This window comes from Pedobacter sp. GW460-11-11-14-TSB4 (genome assembly GCF_059423705.1).
In genome coordinates, this window is sequence record NZ_JBWKYI010000015.1 from 91,642 (window position 1) to 116,489 (window position 24,848).

Annotated in this window: 25 protein-coding genes; 10 read left to right on the plus strand and 15 right to left on the minus strand. The window is 38.1% G+C overall.

Translation table 11 applies throughout. From position 1 onward, the window contains the following. The first annotated feature begins 29 nt into the window (after nucleotides 1-29). Nucleotides 30-1,058 carry an RluA family pseudouridine synthase gene (locus AC07YT_RS15650; protein ID WP_029278929.1) on the plus strand — a complete coding sequence of 343 codons (1,029 nt, stop codon included), beginning with the start codon at nucleotides 30-32 and terminating at the stop codon, nucleotides 1,056-1,058. A 3-nt stretch (nucleotides 1,059-1,061) separates the two neighbouring features. Next, nucleotides 1,062-1,901, plus strand: a complete 840-nt coding sequence (locus tag AC07YT_RS15655) for an aminotransferase class IV (protein ID WP_086547330.1) — start codon at nucleotides 1,062-1,064, stop codon at nucleotides 1,899-1,901. Between the two features lie 826 nt (nucleotides 1,902-2,727). Here the strand turns inward: AC07YT_RS15655 and fmt are convergent. Further along, nucleotides 2,728-3,636, minus strand: coding sequence for a methionyl-tRNA formyltransferase (gene fmt, locus AC07YT_RS15660; RefSeq protein ID WP_086549383.1), 909 nt, complete (start codon nucleotides 3,634-3,636; stop codon nucleotides 2,728-2,730). A gap of 90 nt (nucleotides 3,637-3,726) precedes the next feature. Between fmt and AC07YT_RS15665 the strand changes: the two genes are divergently transcribed. Then, a complete protein-coding gene (locus tag AC07YT_RS15665; protein ID WP_086547329.1) occupies nucleotides 3,727-4,770 on the plus strand; it encodes a DNA topoisomerase IB in 1,044 nt (347 codons plus the stop codon). Between the two features lie 33 nt (nucleotides 4,771-4,803). Further along, nucleotides 4,804-6,651 carry a PAS domain-containing sensor histidine kinase gene (locus AC07YT_RS15670; protein WP_086547328.1) on the plus strand — a complete coding sequence of 616 codons (1,848 nt, stop codon included), beginning with the start codon at nucleotides 4,804-4,806 and terminating at the stop codon, nucleotides 6,649-6,651. A gap of 33 nt (nucleotides 6,652-6,684) precedes the next feature. Here AC07YT_RS15670 and AC07YT_RS15675 read toward each other — a convergent pair whose 3' ends face one another. Beyond that, a complete protein-coding gene (locus AC07YT_RS15675; RefSeq protein WP_494945397.1) occupies nucleotides 6,685-6,891 on the minus strand; it encodes a hypothetical protein in 207 nt (68 codons plus the stop codon). Between the two features lie 135 nt (nucleotides 6,892-7,026). Beyond that, nucleotides 7,027-8,295, minus strand: coding sequence for an exo-beta-N-acetylmuramidase NamZ family protein (locus tag AC07YT_RS15680; RefSeq protein ID WP_086547326.1), 1,269 nt, complete (start codon nucleotides 8,293-8,295; stop codon nucleotides 7,027-7,029). 179 nt (nucleotides 8,296-8,474) lie between these two features. Here AC07YT_RS15680 and AC07YT_RS15685 point away from each other — a divergent pair, with 179 nt between their 5' ends. Beyond that, the gene (locus AC07YT_RS15685) at nucleotides 8,475-9,695 is read left to right on the plus strand and encodes an ABC transporter permease (protein ID WP_086549382.1); all 1,221 of its coding nucleotides are present in this window, start codon (nucleotides 8,475-8,477) and stop codon (nucleotides 9,693-9,695) included. 55 nt (nucleotides 9,696-9,750) lie between these two features. On the opposite strand, the gene AC07YT_RS15690 is transcribed toward AC07YT_RS15685, so the two are convergent. From AC07YT_RS15690 to AC07YT_RS15700, 3 genes are read right to left on the minus strand one after another with little or no spacing between them, the layout of a single operon-like run. Beyond that, nucleotides 9,751-10,152, minus strand: a complete 402-nt coding sequence (locus tag AC07YT_RS15690; RefSeq protein ID WP_086547325.1) for a hypothetical protein — start codon at nucleotides 10,150-10,152, stop codon at nucleotides 9,751-9,753. A gap of 11 nt (nucleotides 10,153-10,163) precedes the next feature. Beyond that, complete coding sequence (locus AC07YT_RS15695; protein WP_086547324.1) at nucleotides 10,164-10,610, minus strand: hypothetical protein; 447 nt, start codon at nucleotides 10,608-10,610, stop codon at nucleotides 10,164-10,166. Between the two features lie 30 nt (nucleotides 10,611-10,640). Next, a complete protein-coding gene (locus AC07YT_RS15700) occupies nucleotides 10,641-11,447 on the minus strand; it encodes a tRNA pseudouridine synthase A (RefSeq protein ID WP_086547323.1) in 807 nt (268 codons plus the stop codon). A gap of 74 nt (nucleotides 11,448-11,521) precedes the next feature. Here AC07YT_RS15700 and AC07YT_RS15705 point away from each other — a divergent pair, with 74 nt between their 5' ends. After that, nucleotides 11,522-11,905, plus strand: coding sequence for a YchJ family protein (locus tag AC07YT_RS15705; protein WP_494945398.1), 384 nt, complete (start codon nucleotides 11,522-11,524; stop codon nucleotides 11,903-11,905). Nucleotides 11,906-11,986: 81 nt separating this feature from the next. Here the strand turns inward: AC07YT_RS15705 and mazG are convergent, their stop codons facing one another. From mazG to mnmC2, 6 genes are all read right to left on the minus strand, one after another. Further along, a complete protein-coding gene (gene mazG, locus AC07YT_RS15710; RefSeq protein WP_086547322.1) occupies nucleotides 11,987-12,793 on the minus strand; it encodes a nucleoside triphosphate pyrophosphohydrolase in 807 nt (268 codons plus the stop codon). Between the two features lie 20 nt (nucleotides 12,794-12,813). Next, nucleotides 12,814-13,263: a DoxX family protein gene (locus AC07YT_RS15715; RefSeq protein ID WP_086547321.1), complete on the minus strand. Its 450-nt coding sequence runs from the start codon at nucleotides 13,261-13,263 to the stop codon at nucleotides 12,814-12,816. Nucleotides 13,264-13,273: 10 nt separating this feature from the next. Beyond that, nucleotides 13,274-13,570, minus strand: coding sequence for a hypothetical protein (locus AC07YT_RS15720; RefSeq protein ID WP_086547320.1), 297 nt, complete (start codon nucleotides 13,568-13,570; stop codon nucleotides 13,274-13,276). Nucleotide 13,571: 1 nt separating this feature from the next. Then, complete coding sequence (locus AC07YT_RS15725) at nucleotides 13,572-14,681, minus strand: AI-2E family transporter (RefSeq protein WP_086547319.1); 1,110 nt, start codon at nucleotides 14,679-14,681, stop codon at nucleotides 13,572-13,574. Between the two features lie 79 nt (nucleotides 14,682-14,760). After that, a complete protein-coding gene (locus tag AC07YT_RS15730; protein WP_086547318.1) occupies nucleotides 14,761-15,708 on the minus strand; it encodes an aldo/keto reductase in 948 nt (315 codons plus the stop codon). 240 nt (nucleotides 15,709-15,948) lie between these two features. Then, a complete protein-coding gene (mnmC2, locus tag AC07YT_RS15735) occupies nucleotides 15,949-16,617 on the minus strand; it encodes a tRNA (5-methylaminomethyl-2-thiouridine)(34)-methyltransferase MnmC2 (RefSeq protein WP_086547317.1) in 669 nt (222 codons plus the stop codon). A 239-nt stretch (nucleotides 16,618-16,856) separates the two neighbouring features. Here mnmC2 and AC07YT_RS15740 point away from each other — a divergent pair, with 239 nt between their 5' ends. Further along, the gene (locus AC07YT_RS15740; protein ID WP_086547316.1) at nucleotides 16,857-17,195 is read left to right on the plus strand and encodes an MmcQ/YjbR family DNA-binding protein; all 339 of its coding nucleotides are present in this window, start codon (nucleotides 16,857-16,859) and stop codon (nucleotides 17,193-17,195) included. Nucleotides 17,196-17,260: 65 nt separating this feature from the next. Here the strand turns inward: AC07YT_RS15740 and AC07YT_RS15745 are convergent, their stop codons facing one another. Together AC07YT_RS15745 and AC07YT_RS15750 are read right to left on the minus strand one after the other, a co-directional pair. Further along, nucleotides 17,261-18,076, minus strand: coding sequence for a DUF2625 domain-containing protein (locus AC07YT_RS15745; RefSeq protein WP_086547315.1), 816 nt, complete (start codon nucleotides 18,074-18,076; stop codon nucleotides 17,261-17,263). Between the two features lie 288 nt (nucleotides 18,077-18,364). Continuing rightward, nucleotides 18,365-20,398: a M13 family metallopeptidase gene (locus AC07YT_RS15750; protein ID WP_086547314.1), complete on the minus strand. Its 2,034-nt coding sequence runs from the start codon at nucleotides 20,396-20,398 to the stop codon at nucleotides 18,365-18,367. Nucleotides 20,399-20,754: 356 nt separating this feature from the next. Here AC07YT_RS15750 and AC07YT_RS15755 point away from each other — a divergent pair, with 356 nt between their 5' ends. From AC07YT_RS15755 to AC07YT_RS15765, 3 genes are all read left to right on the plus strand, one after another. Continuing rightward, entirely contained in the window at nucleotides 20,755-22,737 is a 1,983-nt protein-coding gene (locus AC07YT_RS15755; protein ID WP_086547313.1) for a heavy metal translocating P-type ATPase, read from the plus strand. Between the two features lie 139 nt (nucleotides 22,738-22,876). Next, nucleotides 22,877-23,506 carry a Uma2 family endonuclease gene (locus AC07YT_RS15760; protein ID WP_086547312.1) on the plus strand — a complete coding sequence of 210 codons (630 nt, stop codon included), beginning with the start codon at nucleotides 22,877-22,879 and terminating at the stop codon, nucleotides 23,504-23,506. 39 nt (nucleotides 23,507-23,545) lie between these two features. Then, the gene (locus AC07YT_RS15765) at nucleotides 23,546-24,184 is read left to right on the plus strand and encodes a Uma2 family endonuclease (protein WP_494945399.1); all 639 of its coding nucleotides are present in this window, start codon (nucleotides 23,546-23,548) and stop codon (nucleotides 24,182-24,184) included. Here AC07YT_RS15765 and AC07YT_RS15770 read toward each other — a convergent pair. Beyond that, entirely contained in the window at nucleotides 24,181-24,588 is a 408-nt protein-coding gene (locus AC07YT_RS15770; RefSeq protein ID WP_086547310.1) for a DoxX family protein, read from the minus strand. The two genes, AC07YT_RS15765 and AC07YT_RS15770, sit on opposite strands and share 4 nt — an antisense overlap. Nucleotides 24,589-24,848 lie beyond the last annotated feature (260 nt).

Sequence of the window (24,848 nt, forward strand, 5' to 3'; positions counted from 1 at the left end):
TCTTGAAGTTAAAAGTTTATTTTTGCGCCATGGAAAATGTGGTCGAATTGCAGGAATCAGAAGAGCAGGAATTATATGAACATTTAAAAATAATTGTCGATAAGGGGCAGTCTTTGCTGCGCATTGATAAATTTTTGATGGTTCGCGTAGAAAATGCCTCCCGAAACCGTATTCAAAATGCAATTGATGCGGGGAATGTGCTGGTTAATCAAAAACAGATAAAAGCGAGTTATAAGGTTAAGCCTTATGATGAAATATCGATTGTTTTACCGCATCCACCACGCGACACCGAAGTTTATCCTGAAGATTTACCACTTGATATCATTTACGAGGATAGCGATCTTTTGGTCGTAAATAAAGCTGCCGGAATGGTTGTACACCCTGGTTTTAATAATTATACCGGAACTTTGGTTAATGCTTTGGCATTCCATTTTGAGCAACTCCCTCAGCTGCCGGGTAATGATGGCAGGCCAGGGTTGGTTCACCGCATTGATAAGGATACCTCGGGTTTATTGCTGATCAGTAAAAATGAAAAATCGATTACACATTTGGCCCGCCAGTTTTTCGATCACAGCATTACCCGTAAATATATTGCACTGGTTTGGGGCGATATCGAAAACGATGGAACCGTAACCGGTTACATTGGCAGAAGTGCGAAAGACCGCCGTGTGATGGATATTTACGATGATGAAGAAAAAGGGAAATGGTCTGTAACGCACTATAAGGTATTAAAACGTTTGGGTTATGTTACCTTGATCAGCTGTGAGCTTGAAACTGGTCGTACGCACCAGATCAGGGCGCACATGCAGCACATCGGGCATCCGCTTTTTAATGATGCCATGTATGGTGGTGATAAGATTTTAAAAGGAACTACGTTTAACAAGTACAAACAGTTTGTAGATAATTGTTTTGAATTGTTGCCCCGTCAGGCTTTACATGCACAGAGTTTGGGTTTTATTCACCCCAGCACTAAAGAGTATATGTATTTTGAATCGCCGTTGCCGCCCGATTTTAAAGCTGGCTTAACCAAGTGGGAAAATTATATCGCTACATCATAAAATATGCTTCAGGAGTACCTTTTATTTAATGATGAATTCCAGGCGGTAGATGCCCCGATTTTAACAGCTTCAAACAGAAGTTTCAAATTTGGCGATGGATTGTTCGAAAGTATGCGGATGATCAATAATAAGCTGCAATTTGCCGACTTACATGCCGATAGATTAACGGCTGGCATGAAAGCGCTTAAAATTGACGGTCACGCTTTGATGGATGATTATTTTCTGCGTCAGAAAACCGCCGATTTGGCCAAACGCAATAAATGGAATGGTAATGTTCGTTTCCGCCTTTCGGTTTACAGGGGAGGAGCAGGCGTTTACACCCCCGAAATAAATAAAGCAGGTTACATTTTGGAAGGCATTCCTTTAAAAGCATCTACATATGAGTTGAACAGCAAAGGTTTAATCATTGATGTTTTTGACGAAATGACGAAACCCGTTAATAAACTCTCGAATTTTAAAACAGCCAATGCACTGCTTTATGTAATGGCCGGACTTTTTAAAAGTCAGAACCGTTTAGATGAGGCCATGATTCTGAACCAATATGGTTTTCTTTGCGAAAGCATCAGTGCCAATGTTTTTGTGGTGTATAACAAACAGATTTATACCCCTTCACTTGCTGAGGGTTGCATTAGTGGTGTAATGCGTACCGCCATTATGCAGTTGTGTAAAATGCACGACATGCCGTTAATCGAAGCACAGATTAACCCCGAAATATTAAAGGAAGCCGAAGAAGTTTTTATCACCAATGCCACCCAGGGTATTCAATGGGTGATGGGGTATGGCAGGAAACGTTATTTTAACGAGATATCGAAATTTTTGATTGAGAAATTGAATCATTTATAATGCTATTCCATGGTCTTGGCGTAAAGACTACCGCTGCCGTCATGCTGAATTTATTTCAGCATCTTTCATGCTGTATAGATCCTTTCAAATTGACAACAGAATGCTGAGATCTTTAGCCTAAATTCATTATTTTTTTGGAAAGCAATACCTGTGGTGCTTCGATTCCGCTAGTATCTCTTTCGTCATGCTGAATTATTTCAGCATCTTTCATGCTACGTAGAGATCCTTTCAAATCGCCAACAGATAAACTAATTTCATTATTTTTTTGGAAAGCAATACCTGTGGTGCTTCGGTTCCGCTAGCACCTCTGTCGTCATGCTGAATTTATTTCAGCATCTTTCTTGCTAAATAGATCCTTTCAAATCGCCAACAGATAACCTAAATTAATTATTTTTTTGGAAAGCAATACCTGTGGTGCTTCGATTCCGCTAATATCTCTGCCGTCATGCTGAATTTATTTCAGCATCTTTCATGCTACGTAGAGATCCTTTCAAGTCGCCAACAGATAACCTAAATTCATTATTTTTTGGAAAGCAATACCTGCGGTGCTTCGGTTCAGCTAGTACCTCTGCCGTCATGCTGAATTTATTTCAGCATCTTTCATGCTACGTAGAGATTCTTTCAAATCGCCAATAGAATGCTGAGATCTTTAACCTAAATTAATTATTTGTTTGGAAAGCAAAACCTGTGGTGCTTCGGTTCCGCTAATATCTCTATCGTCATGCTAAATTTATTTCAGCATCTTTCATGCTGTTGTAAAATCTATTAGAAGAGTTGTCAACTTTTTAGCAAAACGGCTATTAAAGTTGACAACTCAAATTCTTAATTACAATCGCATTCCCCTTAAAAAATCTTCAATCAGCATTCGCTTTTTGCCTTCGTACTGGATATCTAAAAGTTTGATAAAGCCATCTTTTGCGGCAAATTTTAAATAAGTTTTACCATCAGTTAAAAAGCCTCCGGCAACAATACCTGGTTCTTTATCTTCTATTTCGGCCTTAAATACCTTTAAGTTTTTGTCATTAAGTATGGTAAAAGCTGTTGGATAAGGGCTTAAACCGCGGATTAAATTATGAATGGTTTGCGCTGGATTGTTCCAGTCGATTTTGCAATCTTCTTTAAAAATCTTTGGTGCATGTTTTAAATCATCATTTTGTGGCTGGGGCTGTTCGGTTATATTATTGGCTTCAACAGCATGAAGTGTTTTTACCAAAAGATTTGCACCAACAACCATCAGTTTATCGTGCAAGTCACCCGCAGTTTCATCGTCGGCGATGGGAACACTGTCGCTGAGGATAATATCGCCTGTATCAATTTCCTGTTTAAGGAAAAATGTAGTAACACCACTTTCTTTTTCGCCGTTTATAATGGCATGATTAATCGGGGCAGCACCGCGGTATTGCGGCAACAGCGAACCATGTAAATTGATGGTTCCTTTAGCTGGCATATTCCAAACTATTTCCGGTAACATCCTAAAAGCCACAACCACTTGTAAATCGGCTTGATAAGATCTCAGTTCCTCTATAAATTCAGGATTCTTTAACTTTTCAGGCTGTAGAACAGGGATTCCTTTTTCTACTGCATATTTTTTTACGGCACTTTCATTCAGTTTTTGGCCGCGGCCGGCAGGTTTATCTGGCGCAGTAACTACTGCAACTACATCGAAATTGGCTTGCACGATGGCATCTAAAGAGGCTACCGCGAAATCGGGCGTGCCCATAAAAACTATTTTCATAAAGAAAGTGTTGTGTTTTAAAATAACGCGGCTGCCCGCGTTAAAGTTTTGCAAAATAACTAAAAATAAACCCATACTTATAGGCAAAAAATGGTACAAGGCAAAGATGTTGTTCGGGCAAGTGGATTAGTATATGTAACTGATGCGCTACCTGGGATTTACCGTAAAGGAAAACCAGGTAAATTTCATTACGAAGATAAAGATGGAAACAAAATCACCGATGAGAAACACCTCGATCGGATAAAAGCTTTGGTTATTCCACCAGCATGGCAAAATGTATGGATTGCCAATAAACAAAATGCATACCTTCAGGTTACAGGTATTGATGCTGCCGGGAGGAAACAATATAAATATCACGCCAAGTGGACAAGTCGCCGATCGGAGGATAAATATTTCCGTTTATTGGAATTTGGAAAAGCATTGCCCAATGCGCGTAAAAATCTGGAAAAAGACTTGCGAAGAAAAGATTTCGACGAACGCAAAGTACTGGCCATTTCGGTAGATGTACTCCAAAAAACACTCATCCGTGTGGGTAACGAAAGTTATAAGCAACTGTATGGCTCGTTTGGTTTAACTACACTTAGGGATAAACATGTTAAAATAAACGGTAGTACAATCACCATGGATTTTGTTGGCAAAAAAGGCGTTCAGCAGAAAGTTGAGTTAAATGATCGGTCGCTGGCAAAACTGGTTAAGAAATGCAGGGACATCCCCGGGCAGGAATTATTTCAGTTTTATTCGAATGGAAAAGAGCATAAAAGTATCGATTCGGGCAAAATCAATACTTACATTAAAGAAATTACAGGCGACGACTTTACCGCAAAAGATTTTAGAACCTGGGGCGGAACGTTAGAGGCATTACGCCAGTTTTCGAAGTGCAGTGCTGACGAAAATTTGAACCTGAATTCGAAAAAAACAATTGTAACGGTTTTAGATTGTGTAGCAAAAAAATTAGGCAATACGAGAGCTGTTTGCAAGAGTTCTTACGTATATCCATTATTGCTTACCGCTTACGAAAATAATGAGCTAAGTAAATACATGAAAAAAATGAATAATAATAAAGTATCGGGTAAATTAGGTTTGGCACATGACGAGAAAGTTTTATTATCATTCTTAAAATCAGGTAGTAAATAGAAAACCCATTATATTTGTTTTTTTTATCCCTTTATGCAAATTAACCTTGACGATAACGCTGCTGTTTTTTATACGTTAATCGAAGAATCTCCAATGCCGATCGGACTGTATATTGGGGAGAAAATGAACATTAAAGTTGCTAATAAAGCAATGCTTAAAGCATGGGGAAGAGATCATTCGGTTATTGGACAAGAACTTGCCATTGCTTTGCCAGAGCTTAAAGAGCAGCCTTTTTTAGAGATCCTTCAGGACGTACGCGAAACCGGTATTGCTTACGAAACCAAAGAAGACCGGGTAATGCTGATTAACGATGGTGTTTTACAGACCTTTTATTTCGATTTTATTTATAAACCCCTAAAAGACAATGATGGCAAGGTTTGGGGGATTTTGAATAATGCAACTGATGTTACCGAACTGGTAAATGCCAGATTAAAGGTTAAAGCCAGTGAAGAACTTTTTCGCAAGATGATTCAGGATGCACCTGTAGCCATTGGCATTTTGAGGGGCGAAAATTTCATAATCGAACAGGCAAATGCTGATCTTTTAAAACTATGGGGTAAAACAGAAGCAGTAATCGGACTAAATTTAATTGATGGTTTGCCTGAATTGAAAGGACAACCCTTTCCCGATTTGCTAACTGAGGTTTACCAAACAGGCGTTGCCCACTATGGCTACGAGACAATGGCGAGGTTGGAGCGTGATGGTGTGCTTCAGGATTTTTATTTCAATTTTGTTTACGATCCTATCCGCGATCAGCATAATATCGTAACTGGCATTATGGTCGTTGCGAACGAAATTACCTCGCTGGTACATTCGCGGATGGAAATGGCTAAAAGCGAAGAACGTTTCAGGAATTTATTATTGGATACCCCAATGGCCACAGGTTATTATGAAACGGAAGATATTATCATCTCGCTAGCTAACGATGAAATGCTGCGGTTTTGGGGGAAAGATAAGCGCGTAATCGGAAAGCCGATGGAAGAAGCCATCCCTGAGTTAAAAGGACAACCTTTTATCGATATCTTAAAAGAGGTTTATCGTACAGGAATTCCTTATCATGCCGATCAGCAGGAGGCGGTATTACCTGTTAACGGTAAGATGGAAAAGCTTTGGTTTAATTTTACCTATAAACCTTTGAGGAATGCCCAGGGAAAGGTTTACGCCATTTTACATGCAGCAATGGATGTGACGAAACAAGTTCAGCTTCAGCAACAGAAGGACGAATTTTTGGGCATTGCGAGTCATGAGCTTAAAACGCCGGTAACCAGTATAAAAGCGTATGCCCAGGTATTGGAGAAGATGATCAGGAATGAAGGTGATGAGAAAAAGGCTGGCATGGTACGCAAAATGGATTTACAATTGAACCGCTTAACCGGTTTAATTGGCGATTTGCTTGATGTAACCAAAATACAATCGGGCAAAATGACTTTTAATCCCGTAAAATTTGATTTTGATCAGGCTGTAGGAGAAATAGTAGATGAAATGCAGCATATCACGTCTAAACATCAGATCAAAACCGATTTTAAAAGCAACAGCTGGGTTTATGTCGATCGCGAACGTATTGGCCAGGTGATCACCAATTTTTTATCAAATGCCATTAAATATTCTAGCGATGCCAATCAGATTGATGTGCATACTTATGCATTGAACGATGAAGTTATTTTGTGTGTACGCGATTATGGAATCGGAATTTCGAAAGCGCTACAGCACATGGTTTTCGATCAGTTTTATCGGGTGGGTGGAAATTTGCAACATACCTATCCGGGTTTAGGCCTGGGGCTTTACATTTCGGCAGAAATTATCAAAAATGAAGGGGGCAGAATTTGGGTAGAGAGCGAAGAGGGGCAAGGCGCCACATTTTGTTTTGCACTAAAAATTTAATTACACTAATTCACGATTAACTGGTGTAACTTTTTATTCCTTAGGCGCCTTTTTTATCGGATGAACAGGTTGCTCCTCAAGCTCACGCTGCTTAGCCGGGTTACTTGTTTTTGGTGCTTTATTGGGTGTACTGTCATTTGCGTGCCGCACCGTTTTATGGTCAACAGGTTCCCGGCCTTTAGGTACTTCTTCCTGATAATTGCTTCCTGGTTTATCACTTTTAATTTTTGGACCGCTCATGGTTGTAATGATTAAGTTTGAATGATTGAATAGCATAGCGCCTATCCATTATCTATAATAACAAAGCTCCTTCTGTTAAGTTTGAAAATAATTGCAAGGACAATTCAATCATTCAATCCTTCTGTCATTCACTCCTTAATTATAAAGCAAATATTTCTTGCGCATGGTTTTATAAGCACTTAAGCCTGGTTCCCAGCTTGCTCTAATTTCGGCTTCACTCTTTCCATCAATTACCTGTTGCCTGAAATCTGCCACACCAACTAATCTTTCAATAGTACCCATTTCTTTACTCAGTTTGGTATTAAAGAAATCTTCCTTTCTTGGCGATGCCTTGTACAGCTCAATTAACCAGCTAATGTTTACCTGTTTTGATTTTACCAGTTTTGAAGTATCGTAAGTTCTTAAATCTAAACCATAACAAACCTGATCTTGAAATAATGGCGTTTCAGACATACCTTTTATGCTTTTCGGCGTAAAACTGAAATCAAATTTCCCCTTAAGGTAAGGTGCTCCAACAACAGTAAAAGGAAACATTGTGCCACGTCCGTGATTTAAATACGTACCCTCGAATAAACAGGTAGAAGGGTAAAGCAAAATAGATTGCTGTGTATTCAGGTTAGGAGAAGGTTTAACAGGTAAAGTGTACTCCATATCATGATTATAACCGGCGTTTTTGATAATGGTAATCTTACATTTCACCTTATCTTTTAGCCAGCCTTCACCGTTTAGCATCTGTGCATATTCCCCAACCGTTAAGCCATGAGCAATTGGGATAGGTTGTACGCCAATACCCGATTTAAATTTAGGATCTAAAATTGGTCCATCGATTAAATAGCCATTTGGATTCGGGCGATCTAAAATCAACAACGTTTTATTGTTTGCTGCACAAGCTTCCATAACGTGTTGCAGCGTGTTGATATAAGTGTAAAAACGAACTCCAACATCCTGAATATCGAACACCATAATGTCGATATCGGCTAAATCTTCAGCTGTAGGGGTACTGTGTTTGCCATAAAGTGAAATGGCTTTTATTCCTGTTTTGGTATCAACATCATCATTAACGGTAACACCAGCACTGGCGTTGCCTCTAAAGCCATGCTCAGGACCAAATATCTTCTGGATTTTAACCCCTCGTTTCAACAGGCTATCAACCGAAGTCTGCGCACCAATAATCGAGGTAGGGTTAACCACCATACCCACACGTTTTCCTTTTAAAAGCGGCAGGTATTTTTCGGTCTGCTCTGCACCGGTTTTAATTGTCGAGGGTAGTTTAACAGTCTTAATCATCAGTTTTCTGTTTTCAGGGCTTTTCTTTCCAAGAACTTCCTGTTCAAGCGGTTTGGGTTGTCCGCAGGCCGATAATGCAATTAAACTGGTTAGCGCAAAGCTGATATAATTTTTCATTTTTATTATTATTCTAATCTTCCGGTATTATAACAAAACAATTTACAACATATTTTAATTATGCTATTGGTGTTTTCTGGTTATAACTTAATGACTGATGTTTAAAGTTGGTTATTTATTTTCGAAAATGCCATTTTTAAAAAGGAATTGAGCATTTTTGTTACCACAAATTGATTAAATTGAATTTCGAATATTTCATAGCAGGGCGGATAGCCATTAAATCTGAGCGTACTTTTTCAAAACTTATTGTCCGCATTGCAATAGCAGGCGTGATGTTGAGTTTGGCTGTTATGATTCTTTCTATAGCCATTATTAAAGGCTTTAAAACTGAAATTCAGGATAAAGTACGGGGATATTTAGGCGATGTACAGATTACCCGATACGACCTGAATAATTCATTTGAGCATTCTCCTTTTGTACTGGATGGAGAAACGAAAAAGATGCTCAAAAACAATCCCGATATTGAATATTATTATCCCTTTGCTACAAAACCGGGCATTCTTTCGGCCAATAATGAAATTGAAGGCATTAATTTTAAAGGGGTAGACAAAAACTATAAATGGGATTACATTAAACAGCACATTATCAGCGGAACCATTATCGATTTTTCTGATAGTACGGCTGCCATGCAAGAACTGCTCATTTCGAATTATACCGCTAATCGCTTAAAGCTTAAAACCGGTGATGATTTTATCATGTATTTTGTTCAAAACCAGTTGCGACCGCGTAAATTTAAAATTGTCGGCATTTACGATATTGGTGTAGAAGATATTGATAAGGGCTTTGTGCTGGGCAACCTGAACATCATTAAACGCCTTAATAATTGGAAAGCCGATGAAATTGGTGGTTTAGAAATCAGGATCAAAGATTTTAACAGACTTAAGCCTATTGCCGATGATATTTATGAAAAGCTTCCACGCAATTTGCGCTCCTATTCCATTGAAGAAAATTTTCCTAATATTTTTACCTGGTTAGGCCTTCTTGATGTAAACACCAAAGTGCTTTTAATCCTGATGCTCATTGTAGGGGTAATTAACATGGTTACGGCATTGCTGATCATGATTTTAGAAAAAACAAATATGATCGGGATGCTAAAATCTTTTGGCGCCAGTAACTGGAGCATTATGAAGATTTTTCTTTATAATGCAGCTTATTTAATTGGTATTGGCTTATTACTTGGAAATATTTTAGGCCTAGGCCTCGGTTTTTTACAACAGGCTACCCATATTTTCAAACTTAACCAGGCTTCTTACTTTTTAGCTTATGCACCAATAGAATTTCATTTTATCGATGTGCTGCTGCTTAATATCGTTACGGTAGTGGTGTGTTTAACGGTTTTGATTATCCCTTCGCTATTGATCAGTAAGGTTTCTCCGCTAAAAGCAATCCGGTTTAAATAAGGAAAAAACTTGGGTCACCGAACAGATCATTTCCGATGCCCAAGCAAACCTAAACTTAAGCTCTTGTCAACTCAACTTTTACAGTTTGTGTAACACTACTTTTCTGGAGTTGAGGATATGGTGTGATGTCAATTAATTTGAGTGAATAATCTACGCCGTTAATTTTAATGTTGGCTACACTTGCTAAGGTGCCACAATCTCCTTTACATAAGATAATTTCCTGATCAGTATTATTGCCTGTTAATTTGAAATATGCTTTTGCTCCCCCGGCGCTAATACAATCAGCATTTATTGGGCAACGGCTATCGCTAATCGTTTGTAGTACTAATGTAGATGCACCAATGGATTTTGAAGTATTGATTTCAAATTCGTAATTCGTCGTTTTTGTTTCGGATTTCTTCTCACATCCAAAAGCGAACATAACTAAGATTAAAAAGGAGGGTATTAATTTTTTCATTTATATATGGATTAATTACTTCTTTTTAAAATATATTCATAATCTATAGTCGCATAAGAGGTCGTAAGCGAAGAATCTGTTTTTGCACTGAACCTTTTTCTAAGGGTTAAGTCCACTCCGCTACTTCTGATATCGTATTCGCCGTTTAAAATCATATTCCAATCAAAATCTGCAGTCCAAATACCCTCATCAGTGAAATATCCGATCCCGTTTTTAAAAGTATAGGTTCCCTTGCCTCCCGATGGTTTCAGGTTGGCATCAGCCCCTGGTGTAATGTTGAATTTCCCACCCTGTAACGAGATTGAAATGGGGCGGGTTACGGGCACAGATCTGGTACTATTGGTAATTACCAATACACCTGTATAGTTTCCATCCAATAAAACATCTACAGTTGTAGATTTTTTACAGCCTAAAGATAAGACCAGGGCAAACAGGAATATACAGATTTGAACTTTCATACCCCTTAAACGGAGTTCAAAATCAAAACGCTACACTTCAATTGAAATCCAGTCTGTACCTTGTGTACTATGGATAAATTCAGTCCTGGGTTCGAGGTTTAAATAAGGATAGGTGACTTTCGAAAGGTATAGGCCTGTGGGATGAGCAGGTGACGATAGTTTTGAAGGCTGTAAGGTAATCAGTTCGCTTTCAAATTCATCAAAGCTGAGTTCTCCTTTGCCTACCATTAGCATTTTACCCATAATAATGCGAATCATTTTACCCAAAAAGCGGTTACTGGCAATATGAAACCTCAGCCTGTCGCCCTTTGGATTTACAAATAAATCGGCCTCCATTACATTGCAGATGGTATGTTCGTATTTATCAGGGTGGGTACAAAAAGCCCTGTAATCTTTATATTGGGGTAATAATTTTACAACGGCTTTCATTTTATCAAAATCGAGATTGTTCAATTGATAAAAGGAACTCTGGGTGCTTAAAAAAGGATCTTTATAGGTATGGATAAAGTAATCATATTTCCGTTGTACAGCATCAAAGCGGGCATGAGGCTTACCTTCCATCTTAATAATGTCGAATACCGCAATATTATAAGGTAAGGCTTTATTCAAAATGTAAAGCAGATCGAAATCAATATCTTTTTCAATATCGGCATGGAAAAAAAACTGACTGGCATGTACATGCGCATCTGTCCGTCCACAGCCATTAATAGCAATAGGCGATTTTAAAATCTTCGATAGGGTTTGCTCAATAACTTCCTGAACGCTTTTAACCCCAGGTTGTTTTTGCCATCCACTATAGTACTGGCCTTGATATGCAATGTGAAAGAAATACCTCATTTTTCAGCTGCAATTTTACGGAAATTTTAGCAGCAGGAATATTAAATCATATTTTTGTGTCGTAAAATTTAATCATGGATTTAATAAACTGTCCTTGCGGAAGTGGTACCAGCTTTAAAAATTGTTGCCAGCCTTATCATTTAAAAGCGAAAGTGGCACCCACTGCAGCGGCTTTAATGCGTTCAAGGTATGCAGCTTTTGTGGTAGCTGATGATGGATATCTTTACAACACCACACACCCCAGTAAAAGAAAAGGGCATTCGAAAAGCGCATATTTAAGCAGTGCGAAAAACACAAAATGGCTAAAACTCGAAATTGTTTTTTCAGATTTTGATGTCGTGGAGTTTAAAGCCTATTATCTGAACAAGAAGTTCCAAACTGAAATATTCCATGAAAAATCTAATTTCAGGTTAGAAGACGGGAAATGGTATTACGTAGATGGGGAATTTTATGAATAAGGTTGAAATCGCAAAATTCATATAAAATTTGCGATTACATTCGCAGAATTAATATGAATTTTGCGATTGTACTCCTTTTGGCTATATTTTCTTTGCCTCGTTCCAATAGATGTCCATCTCCGCAAGGGTCATGTCGGCTAAGGCTTTTCCGTTTTCTTTTGCTTTGGTTTCGAGGTATTGAAAACGTTTAATAAATTTTTTATTCGTTTTTTCTAATGCATTTTCGGGATTGATGTTAATGAAACGTGCATAATTGATGAGGGAGAAAAGTACATCGCCAAATTCTGATTCTGCCTTTTCGATATCAATGGCTTTATTATCGCTAACATTAAATTCCGTTTTAAATTCCTGCAGTTCTTCTTCTACTTTTTCCCAAACCTGATTTTTATCTTCCCAATCGAAACCTACACCACGGGCTTTTTCCTGAATACGGGAAGCTTTAACCAGCGCAGGTAGTGAAGATGGAACACCAGCCAATACCGATTTGTTGCCTTCTTTAAGTTTTATCTGTTCCCAATTGCGTTTTACATCTTCTTCGTTCTGCACCTCAACATCGCCATAAATATGTGGATGCCGGTTTACCAGTTTATCGCAAACTCCGTTTAACACATCGGTAATATTAAAATCGTTGGTTTCTGAAGCAATTCTCGAATAGAAAACCAAGTGCATCATCACATCGCCAAGTTCCTTTTTTATTTCGTCTAAATCACCCTCTAAAATGGCATCACTCAACTCATAAGTTTCTTCTATAGTTAAATGGCGCAGTGTTTCCATGGTCTGTTTTTTATCCCAGGGGCATTGCGTACGCAACGTATCTAAAACAGTGAGTAAGCGGGTAAAGGCATCAGCCGGATTACCGGCACTTGCAGGAATTGGATTGTTAGGCATGTTTTATGGTTGAACTATATTTATCGAACGCTAAAGTACCAAACCCAGGCGATTAAGAAAAGCTGAAAAGGTATTCTGAACCATAAATATTTTGGTCCCGGTCCTGGTTTATGCAGATCTTCATAATTGATGCGGTGTTTGGCTGCATAAATATTTGCGGGTAAAATGGCTATGTAGAAAATAATCAATGCTATTCCGGTCAATTGTCTGGTGCTTACTATTGCCAATCCTACTGCAAATAAGATTTCCAGAACCCCTGTTAAAAGTACAATTTCTACTTTTTTAGGAATAAATAGGGGGATCATCGCAGCCATACTGGTTTTAAACTTGAAATGCCCGATAGCGGTAAAAAGTAACATCACGCCCATGGCGATATTACCTGCAAAAATATTTCCTTTATCAAAGGTAGTGTGGCCACCAAAGGCCAGTAGTGCCACATAAACGATGATGAGTACGAATAAGGGTTTCATGAACAGAAATCTATTTTATTAAATTAAAGGCTATTAAAATTGTAGCAATAAACAATACCAATAAGCCAGACAAAAATACGAAGTCGGCAACTTTTTCTAGCCGCTGGCTTGTCGTTTTTTGTCTTCTCATCGAGATAAAAGATAAGATGCAGCTGGTCATAAAAAACATAACGGCAGCTACTGCAAATTCATCAATTAAGGAACCATCGGTAAGTGCAAGTTTTTTTAAAGAAGTAAGTACAATAAAGCAAATGCCTAAGAGATTGGCCGAAGTGCTTAAAATATGAGGCGATCTGTTTTCGGCCATATTAATCTTTTTCTTCTAATTTAATCTTTTTGGTAATCCGGTAAACACGTTTCTTTTTGTCGGGTTTATGTTCTTCGCCCATTAAAATGCCCCATGGTTTTAAGTTATCCACTCTATCGAAAATTATTTTTAGCATGGCCAGATAAGGGATGCATAAGAACATACCCGATATGCCCCAAATCATTTCGCCCACTACAATACCAATAAAGGCAAATAAAGCATTTATTTTTACTTTCGAACCCACCACCAGTGGCATTAGTACATTTCCATCTATAGCATGAACGCCAACAAAAGCAATCAAAACCAGGAGTACTTTACCTGCACCTGCTGTTGCAAAAGTAATCAGGCAGCTTATTAAAAGAGCAAAGAATATCCCCAGATAAGGCACCACATTAAAAATACCGGCCACCAGACCTAACAGGACCGCATATTTAACACCTAATAAACTCAGTACGATAATCATTAATACCGTAACAATAAGCATCTGGAGAAATAAACCGATGATATATTTTTTAATAATGTACTGAATCTGACTAACAATTTCGGAAACCTTTTCTTTATGTTCTTCTCTAAACACCGAAGTTAAAAACGTAAATAAAACCCTGCGGTAGTTTAAAATAAAGAAGGTAAAAAGTAGCGTGAAACCTAAAAACAACAGGGTAGAAGATAGGGTAGCCAGGGTGGTCGCTACAATTGCAGCGCTGGTAGCCAAAGCTTTCTCTGTGCTGTCATTTAAATAATCGAGTTGTTTCTGAGAATTTACCCCGAAAGTGTGCGAAATCCATTTTTGGAGTTCATGGTAAGAAACATTCGCTTTTTCTTTAAGTAAAGGCCAATCTGCCCATAAATCGCTTAATTGATTGCCAAAGAAATAGATAATTCCCCCAATAACAGCTATCATCAGGATGACCGAAACGATGGTAGATAAACTTCGTTTAAATTTTAATCGCCGTTCTAAAAAGTTGCCCACCGGCAGCAATAAAATTGCCATCAAAAAGGAGAAAAGTAAAGGAGCTAACAGCGATTGCCCTAAAATGGCAATGTATGTTAAGCTAATTAAACAGAAAAGAACCAGTGCAAGCTTGGGTAGAAACGATAGTTTGTCTTTCATATAATTTAAATCCTGTTTAATACAAAATGCCCGATTAATTGTTTCATTAATCGGGCATTTAAATATAAGAGATTATTTTTTAATAGCTGCTCGCTTTATCTAAAAGGGAAATATCTTCAGTTGATAATTTTAAATTTGCTGCTTCAATAAACGATTTTAACTGACTTAAATCGGTAACACTTGCGATTGGTGCGGTGACTGATGGGTGATGAATTAACCAGGCCAGCGCTACCGAAGCTGGCTCAACATGGTGCTTCTCAGCAAGCTCATCTAACGCTGTTAAAATTTTAAAACCCCGTTCGTTCAGGAATTTTTTAATGCCACCACCACGCTGGCTTTTATTCAGATCATTTTCGCTACGGTATTTTCCGGTTAGGAAACCACTGGCCAACGAATAATAGCTCACCACACCTAAGCCATAATCCAGACAGATTTTTTCGTGTTCCTGCTCAAAGTTTTCTCTGTCGTAAAGATTGTATCCGGGTTGGTAAACTTCGTAACGCGGCAGGCTATGTTGGGTAGCGTAAATCAAAGATTCTTTTAACCGATCAGCAGAAAAGTTTGATGCACCAATCCAGCGGACTTTACCGGCTTTGATTAAAGTTTCGTAAGCACTTAAGGTTTCTTCAACTGACGTATTTTCGTCATCGTAATGGGAAAAATAGAGATCGACATAATCTGTTTGCAGGCGTGATAAAGAATGTTCTACTTCGTTTATGATGTAATCTTTCTTTAACGATTTGCCCTGGCCCATATCAGCGCCCACCTTGGTGGCGATAATAATGTCGTGGCGTTTGTTATGTTTCTTAAGCCATTTGCCAATAATCGTTTCCGATTCGCCACCTTTATTGCCAGGTACCCAACGCGAATACACATCGGCCGTATCGATAAAATTGAAGCCACTTTCTACAAATTGGTTTAATATCTCGAACGATTTTTGCTCATCAACCGTCCAGCCAAATACATTTCCTCCAAATACGATGGGTGCAATATTTAAATCGGTTTTTCCTAAAATTCTTTTTTCCATGATACGAATGTTAATAATATGCTAACAAATTATATGGATTGAGGTTTTGTATAGCAGTCTGAATTATGTCAGGAGTTTTTCGGAAAGCAGTTAACCATCATTTTTTAAAGTTATTCCTGTGTTGCGCTGTAGCTCCGTAGAAAAACGGAGGCTGCCGCTTCACCCAGGTTTAGTTACTTCTGGCAGTTCTTCTATTAACGTGTTTCTGCAAATTGCATAAAACCATACGCCTTAAACCTTTTAACCCTCTGCCTTAGTTGCTCTCAGCATTTCTCTTTTTCCAGGAGCACCGGGTAATTTTTCGATGGTAAATCCGCAGGCCTTAACGGCTCTTTTCAATTTTCCGGTAATTGCATAGGTAACAAAAGTTCCGCCGGGTTTTAAGAAACTGCAGGCATGAGCAATAATTTCATCACTCCACATTTCGGGCTGGTGTTGTACAGAAAAGGCATCATAATAAATCAGGTCAAATTTTTGGTCGCTCTGGTATTCGGCCAGGGTAGTGTGCGGAATTTCTAAGGTGCAAAGCGAAGTTAATTTTTGAGGGGCTTTTAACGCCTCAGGATAATTTGAAATAAAATCGGTCCATATTGTCTCGGGCACATATGCTGCATAACCAGTTTGCTCAATTACTGCTGTGGTAAGTGGAAAGGCCTCAATGCTGGTATAATTAAGATGAAGACTATTTACTGCACAATATTCGAAACTTAAAATAAAATTGAGTCCGGTGCCAAAGCCAACTTCCAAAATGGAGATTTCACCCTGATCGGCGGAAGCAAATTTTAATCCTGCATCAATAAATACATGTTTGCTTTCTTGCAATGCGCCATGTTTACTGTGGTAGTGTTCGCCTATAGTTTCATTGTAGAGTGTATTCGAGCCATCAGCAGTAGGCGTTATAATATTCATGGACTTAGATTTTAAGGATTCCTGGGTTTTTCAAGATAATGATGCAAATATAGGAACAGGATGAATAGGATTTTGGATTTCAAGATAATTAGCCTGAGTAATGAGTAAAGTTATTCCGCTTTAATCATCAGACATCAGACTCCGGACTCCAGAATTTTCTCTTTGCCCTTTCAGCTTTAATCTTTTGTTATTATTTTTGATCCTACCCTAAACGCTAAACCCTAAACCCTAAACAAAATATGGATATCGAATCTTTCAGAGAATATTGCCTGAATTTACCTGGTACAACCGAGGGAATGAAATGGGGACATTTATGCTTTATGATTGAAGAAAAAATGTATTTCATTATCGCTATCGATGAAGATAACAGTTTCTCTATAAAGTGTGATCCCGAAGAGTTTGATGCCTTAACGGCCAGAGATGGCATACAACAGGCCCATCACATGGCTAAACGACAATGGATTCGTGTTGAAAACCTGGAGGTGTTTAATGAAACCGAGCTGAAAAAAAGAGTAGCCGATTCGAGAGCGATGGTTTTGGCTAAACTACCTAAGAAAACACAGGCTAAATATGCTTAAATTCTGGCATAGAGTCACTGAATAACTTCAATACAATTTTGATACAAGTTTCTTTTTACGGGAACTTATTGTTCGTTTTTGGTTTCCTCCTTTTTGGTTTCCTCCTTTTTCGTATCGTCTTTTTTTATGCCTTTATCAGCATTCAGTTCTTTCGACTTCATGATATTAAAACGATACATTTCTTCAATCCCGACAAGTTTCCGTGTACACTTATCGATGTCGGTTCCTTCTTCCCATAAATAAGGGCGAAAGCTATAGGTTTTGGTACCATCTAAATTTGCAATAAACTGGTTCCAGCTGCTCCAACGTAAGCCTTTATAAAATTTATAAAGATCACTATCAAAACAAAAAACAAGAAACTCGCCATAACCGGCACCAAGTGGTTGCCAGGTTAAACTGTTTGGTTCAAGATAGTACACGTTTTTGATGTCTTTGCCTAAACCGCCGTAATTAATGGCAAAGAAACCGCCTACCGCATCATCAGCAATTAAAAGATAAGGAATGTTATCGCCGTACTCTTTTATGGTTTTTCCTTTATTCCATTCGGCAATATTCCGGCTCAGTCTTTCACTGCCCGAACCTAAAATTCTAATCCAGCCGTTATCAACCATAATGCCCCCGGTATTGTAAATTACCGAGCCCAGGGTAGCATAGGTAGTCATTTGAGAATGATATAAAACTTCTTTTGCTTTTGCTGAATCAACAGGCAGAATCTCCACCTTATTTTTTGCAGAGTCGATCCACTTTTTTACCAAAGGCCAGGCCGGATCGGTTTTATTTACCAATGCTTCAAGACTGATTAACTTATTATCCTGAGCAAAGCTTGTTGAAGAGAATAAAGTTAAACCTAGGACAAAGAGGGCTTTGAATATGCTTTTCATGAAAAGGGGCTTATGTTTTTCCAAAGATAGAATGATAATTAAGAATTTTTGAAAGGAGATAGATTAATTTTTGTCTGAGAAGAAATATCAAGCTTAGTTTAATTTTTGATTCGTGGAGACACGAACTAATCGTGCAGCAGGATGTTAGCATCTGGCTACACGGTAATAAAACAAAACGCCCCAATTAAATCCGGGCGCTTGTAATATAGGGATGATATAAAATAATTGACTATTAAGTGAAAAAGCCTTAAACCCTCCACCTTTTAACCTTCCGCCTTTCACCTCAATCTACCACATTCTAATTCTGTCTTCTGGTTTTTTATATAATTTATCGCCAGGTTTAACATCAAAAGCATTGTACCATGCATCCATATTTACAGGAGCACCAATGGTACGGTATGGGCCAGGAGAGTGTGGATCGGTTTTAATTAACTGAGCAGCACTTTCTGGTAAAATATTACCTCTCCATACCTGTGCCCAAGCCAGGAAGAAACGCTGATCTGGCGTAAAACCATCAATTTTCTCATTACTTTGACCTTGTTTAGTCATTTTAAAAGCAGTGTAAGCTGCATTTAAGCCACCTAAATCGCCAATGTTTTCGCCCATGGTTAATTTGCCGATTACATGAACCGTATCTAAAACGGTATAAGCGTCAAACTGCTCACCCAAAGCTTTGGTTTTAGCATCAAATTTTGCTTTGTCTTCAGCTGTCCACCAGTTTTTTAAGTTACCGGCAGCATCGTACTGGCTTCCGCTATCATCAAAACCATGGCTCATTTCGTGACCAATTACCGCACCGATACCACCGTAATTAACAGCATCATCAGCATTTGGATCGAAGAAAGGGAATTGCAAAATACCGGCAGGGAAAACAATTTCGTTCAAAGTAGGGCTGTAGTAAGCATTAACGGTTGGAGGTGTCATGCCAAAACGTTTGCGGTCAACGGGTTTACCTAACTGATCAACCATTTCGTTATAGCCCCAAACGCTAGCATTACGTAAGTTTTGGAAATAAGTATCTTTATTAATTGCTAAACCATCGTAGTTTTTCCATTTTTCCGGATAACCTACTTTTGGCGTAAATGCATGTAGTTTAGCTAATGCTTTTTGCTTGGTTTCAGGGCTCATCCACTCTAAACCATTAATTCTGATTTCGAATGCTTTACGCAAGTTCACAATCATCTGGTTCATGCGTTCTTTAGCTTCTGGTTTAAAATACTTGGCTACGTAAAGCTGACCTAATAATTCGCCAATAGTGCCATCGGTTAAAGATGACATCCGTTGCCAACGTGGTGTCTGTACTTTCTGACCGGTTTGTGCCTGTGTAAAAGCGAAACTTGCCTTAACAAACGGAGAACTTAAACTGGAAGCAGAACCTTTTAAAATGTTCCATTCTAAATAAGTTTGCCAATCTGCAACCGGAACCGATTTCAACATTCCATCCAGACTCACCATAAATTTAGGCGAAGAAACCAGAACGGTATCCTGATTTTTGATTTTGAATTTAGGCAAATAAGTTGTCCAGTTAATGTCTGGTGTTTTTTTATTTAATTCCGCAACAGTAAGCTTGTTATAGGTAGCGTAAGGATCACGCATTTCTAAACGGCTCATCTGCGCCTCAGCAAATTGCTTTTCAATGGCATAAACGGTTGCCGCTTTTTGTTTTGCTTCTTCAGGAGTACTTCCTGTTAAAGTAAACAAAGTAACCATGTACGTGTTGTAAGCCTCGCGGATTTTAACACTGCGTGTATCGTCCTTCAGATAATAATCGCGGTCGGGAAGCGTTGTGCCGCCCTGACCGATATTCACCATGTATTTGTTTACATTCTTGCGGTCCTGCCCAACGCCCAGGCCGAACATTCCACCGCCTAAACCATTGGTTCGCATGTAAGCTACCTGATCCAGCACACCCTGAATGTTTTTAATCTGTTTAATTTTTTGTAAATCGGCTTTTATTGGCGTATAGCCCAGTTTTTCGATGGTTGCACTATCCATGGCAGCCGTATAAAAATCCCCAACTCTACGTTTAACGGAGCCTGCAGGAGCAGATTGATCAGCAGCTGCATCTTCAACTAAAGACTTTACGGCATTGATGTTGAAATCGCGCAATTCGTTAAATGAACCCCAGCGGGTTTCTTTGGCAGGAACAGGATTGTTTTTTATCCAGTTGCCACTTGCGTAGGTGTAGAAATCGTCGCCTGGCTTAACGGAAAGATCCATGTTAGCAGGGTCGATAAATTTTTTGGTTTGTGCATTTGCAGAAAAGCCAGCAGCGACTATACCCAGTGCCGCAAAATATCTTTTCAAATTTTGGTATTTCATTCGCTTAATAAGTTAGTAATTATGCGAAATTTATGAAATACTAATTAATACTGGTGTTATATATTAAGAATATTACTTGTTAAACCAATAGTAAATTTTTGCTAAACCAAGTCGTCTGATCAGTTCGGACGCTGAAAAGGAAATTTTAATAGATTTCATGATTTTAAATCTTTTATATACTATTAACATTTTTTAACAAAATTTATTGTGTGCTTGTAAAAATTATTGCTATTAAGAATGATTCGGGATAAAGCATTTTATTTTCCATAAATTTGAAAATGATTAACTCAACCTCATCATTTTTTAAAACTGGTGAGGTTTAAATCAATTGATAAATGATGTTATAATTTATAATAATGAGCCATTCCCACGATAAAGAAGATAGCTGTTGCAGCACTAAAGTACATGCTGAACCAAAACATAACCACGATAATGCACATGAAGAAGGTGATGACCACGATCACGACCATGGCGGAGATCCATCAGCTTTTCAAACTTATCTACCAGCCATTGTAACATTGCTTATGTTGCTGATCGGAATTGCATTTGATAATCTTTTTACGGTGCCTGCATTTCAGATCATCCGGCCATATTGGTATATCGTAGCTTATTTACCTGTTGGGATTCCGGTTTTACGCGAGGTTTGGGAAACTTTTAAAGCCAAAGATTTCTTTACCGAATTCTCTTTAATGTCTATCGCTACTATTGGTGCTTTTGCCATTGGCGAATATCCGGAAGGGGTAACGGTGATGCTTTTTTATACCATTGGCGAGTTGTTTCAAATGGCAGCGGTAAATCGTGCGAAAAGGAATATTAAAGCTTTGCTTGATGTTCGCGCAGATATAGCACATGTATTCCGCAACGGAAAATACGAAGATATTAATCCCGAAAAGGTAGAAATTGGCGAAACTATACAAGTAAAAGCAGGGGAAAAAATTCCTTTAGACGGGGAACTGATCAGCGAAAAAAGCAGTTTTAACACGGCTGCTTTAACAGGCGAAAGTAAACCACGTACCATTAATAAAGGTGAATCGATTTTAGCGGGGATGCTTAACCTGGATAAAGTAATTGAAGTAAAAGTAACCAAAGCTTTTGCCGATAGTGCCTTGTCGCGGATTTTAGAAATGGTTCAAAATGCTACTACGCGTAAAGCTAAAACCGAACTCTTTATCCGCAAGTTTGCGAAAATATATACACCAATTGTTTTCTTTTTAGCCCTCGCGTTGGTTACTATTCCAATTTTGGTTTTAGGAAGCGAATATCATTTCCAAACCTGGTTGTATCGTTCGCTGGTTTTCCTGGTGATATCTTGCCCCTGTGCGCTGGTCATTTCTATCCCTTTAGGTTATTTTGGAGGAATTGGTGCGGCATCAGCAAATGGTATTCTTTTTAAAGGCTCTAATTTCCTCGATTTAATTACTAAACTCAACACTGTTGTAATGGACAAAACAGGAACCTTAACAAAGGGCGTTTTTAATGTTCAGAAAGTAGAAAGTAGTATTGATGAAACAGAATTTTTAAACCTATTAACCGCTGTTGAAGCCAAATCAACCCACCCAATTGCTAAGGCTATTGTAGCATATGCAGGCCAGAAAGAAATTCATCCTGCAGAAAACATTGAGGAAATTGCCGGAATGGGTTTAAGCGGATTGGTCAATGGTAAAGCGGTTTTGGCTGGCAACACTAAACTATTAGCGAAATTTAATATTGAATTTGATGCTGCTATAAACGATATCGAAGAAAGCATTGTAGTGGTTGCTGCTGACCAGAAATATATCGGCTATGTGCTGATTGCCGATGAAATAAAAGAAGATGCTGCAGCAGCCATTAAACAACTTCATGAGAACGGAATAAAACAGGTTGTGATGTTGAGTGGTGACAAAACCTCCATTGTTAAAAAAGTGGCAACAAGTTTAGGTATTGATACTTACTTTGGCGATTTAATGCCTGAAGATAAAGTAGCTAAGCTTGAAGAAATTAAAAGCGACAAAAGTAAAGTAGTGGCCTTTGTTGGCGATGGAATTAATGATACACCTGTACTGGCCATCAGCGATATTGGTATTGCCATGGGCGCAATGGGTAGCGACGCTGCTATTGAAACAGCAGATGTAGTTATTCAAACTGATCAACCTTCTAAAATTGCAACTGCTGTGAAAATAGGTAAGGCAACTAAAAATGTGGTGATCCAGAATATCGCATTGGCATTTGCGGTAAAAGCGCTGGTTTTGATTTTAGGTGCAGGCGGTATTGCCACCATGTGGGAAGCCGTTTTTGCAGATGTTGGTGTGGCACTTTTAGCTATCTTAAATGCCGTAAGAATTCAGAAGATGAAATTCTAGTACACTTATACTTTTACCCTTAAGTAAATTGAGATAGTTAAGGAGTTATTAAAATATAATGTTCTTAATTCATTAAGGATAAGTAAGATATGTTGAAAAATAGATAAATGTATTACTATAAAAATTAGTATATTCGTTTATGTCTAAACCTATTCCATATCCAATATTAGATGATGAGCCCGTTACGCAATTTAATGAGCTTGATGCATCATTAACATATAGCTATGCAAATTATTTAAACTGGCTTTTTCCTGAAAGGGTAGAACTGATTAAAGGTAAAATCTTTAAAATGAGTCCTGCGCCCTCAAGAGTTCATCAGGAAGTGGCCGGCAGCATTTTTTTGAATTTAGGTGTTTTTCTAAAAGATAAACCTTGCAAAGTTTATTCTGCTCCTTTTGATGTTCGTTTCCCTAAAAAAAGCAAAGCTGATAAAGATGTTTTTACTGTCCTACAACCCGATATTTGTGTTGTCTGTGATAAAAATAAGTTGGATGCCCGCGGTTGTATCGGCGCGCCTGATCTTGTTGTCGAGGTTTTATCTCCAGGAAATACCAAAATGGAACTGCTTAATAAATACCGTGTTTACGAAGAATTTGGTGTTAAAGAATATTGGGTGGTGAGCCAAAGCGACCAGAATATTTTAATTTATACCTTAAACGATGAAGGTAAATTCCAGCCTTCTAAAATATTTACCCTTAGCGAAAAAATTACATCATCGGTATTACAAGGTTTCGAATTGGCCCTGGATGATGTTTTTGAGGATTTGTAAAGTCATCATTTTTGTTTGTCAATTTTGTTAATGATTTCGATGATGTCTAAACCTGTTCCATATCCGATTTTAAACGATGATGAACCCGTTAAGCAGTTCAATGAACTTGATGCATCATTAACATATAGCTATGCCAATTATTTAAACTGGCTTTTCCCTGAAAGGGTAGAACTGATTAAAGGTAAAATCTTTAAGATGAGCCCTGCGCCATCAAGGATGCATCAAGAGGTATCTATCAATTTATTAAAGCCATTAATCAATTTTTTGAGCGATAAACCATGCAAAGTTTATTCCGCTCCGTTCGATGTTCGCTTTCCAAAAGCTAGTAAAGCTGATAAGGATGTTTTTACTGTCCTACAACCCGATATTTGTGTTGTTTGTGATAAAAGTAAATTGGATGCCCACGGCTGTATTGGTGCGCCTGATCTGGTGATTGAAATTTTATCTCCAGGTAATACCAAAATGGAACTGCTTAATAAATACCGTGTTTACGAAGAATTTGGTGTTAAAGAATATTGGGTGGTGAGCCAAAGCGACCAGAATATTTTAATTTATACCTTAAACGAGGAAGGTAAATTCCAGCCTTCTAAAATATTTACCCTTAGCGAAAAAATTAGATCATCGGTATTGCCAGGTTTCGAATTGGCCTTGGATGATGTTTTTGATGATCTGGATTAGCCTGCTGCTTTATTTTGATCAGGAGTATTAAAAAACAAAATTGCAATAAGTACACTTATCAGTACAAAATTATACTCTATGCCATTTCTTCCACCGCCCACCACAAACCAACCTTCTTTAAAGTGAACCATGATTATTCCCATAGTCAATACGAATATTGTTGCAAAACATGCCAGCCGGATATATTTGTTCATCACTAGTAATAGCGCACAAACTACATGTGAAAGTTTAATTACCCAGGCAATTGCTACTCCAAACGGCGCAAAACCAATTTTATTTAAATAAAAATTTCCGAAATCATTAATGCCGCCATCAAACATCCCAAACACACTGTGAGATAATAAAATGATGGCCATTGACACGCGTAAGATAGCATAACCAATTTTGAAATTTTTTGTAGTCATGGTAGTTTGAATGTTATTTCTATACTAAAATACAATTATCTATTCAAGCGTATGTATTAGCGTATAATTTAGGTGGCACAAACTAATGTTTATAAACCTGATTGAAGTGTAAAGCCCACATCCCGATTCTTTACCGATGAATCGGCACTAAATTAGCATCGGGAGAGAACTTGAAACGGAAAGCAGGACTAACTTTAAAATGGAATGCTGCACCTGCTTTCTAAAAAATAAAAACATAATTCTTTTCTGTACAGCATGAT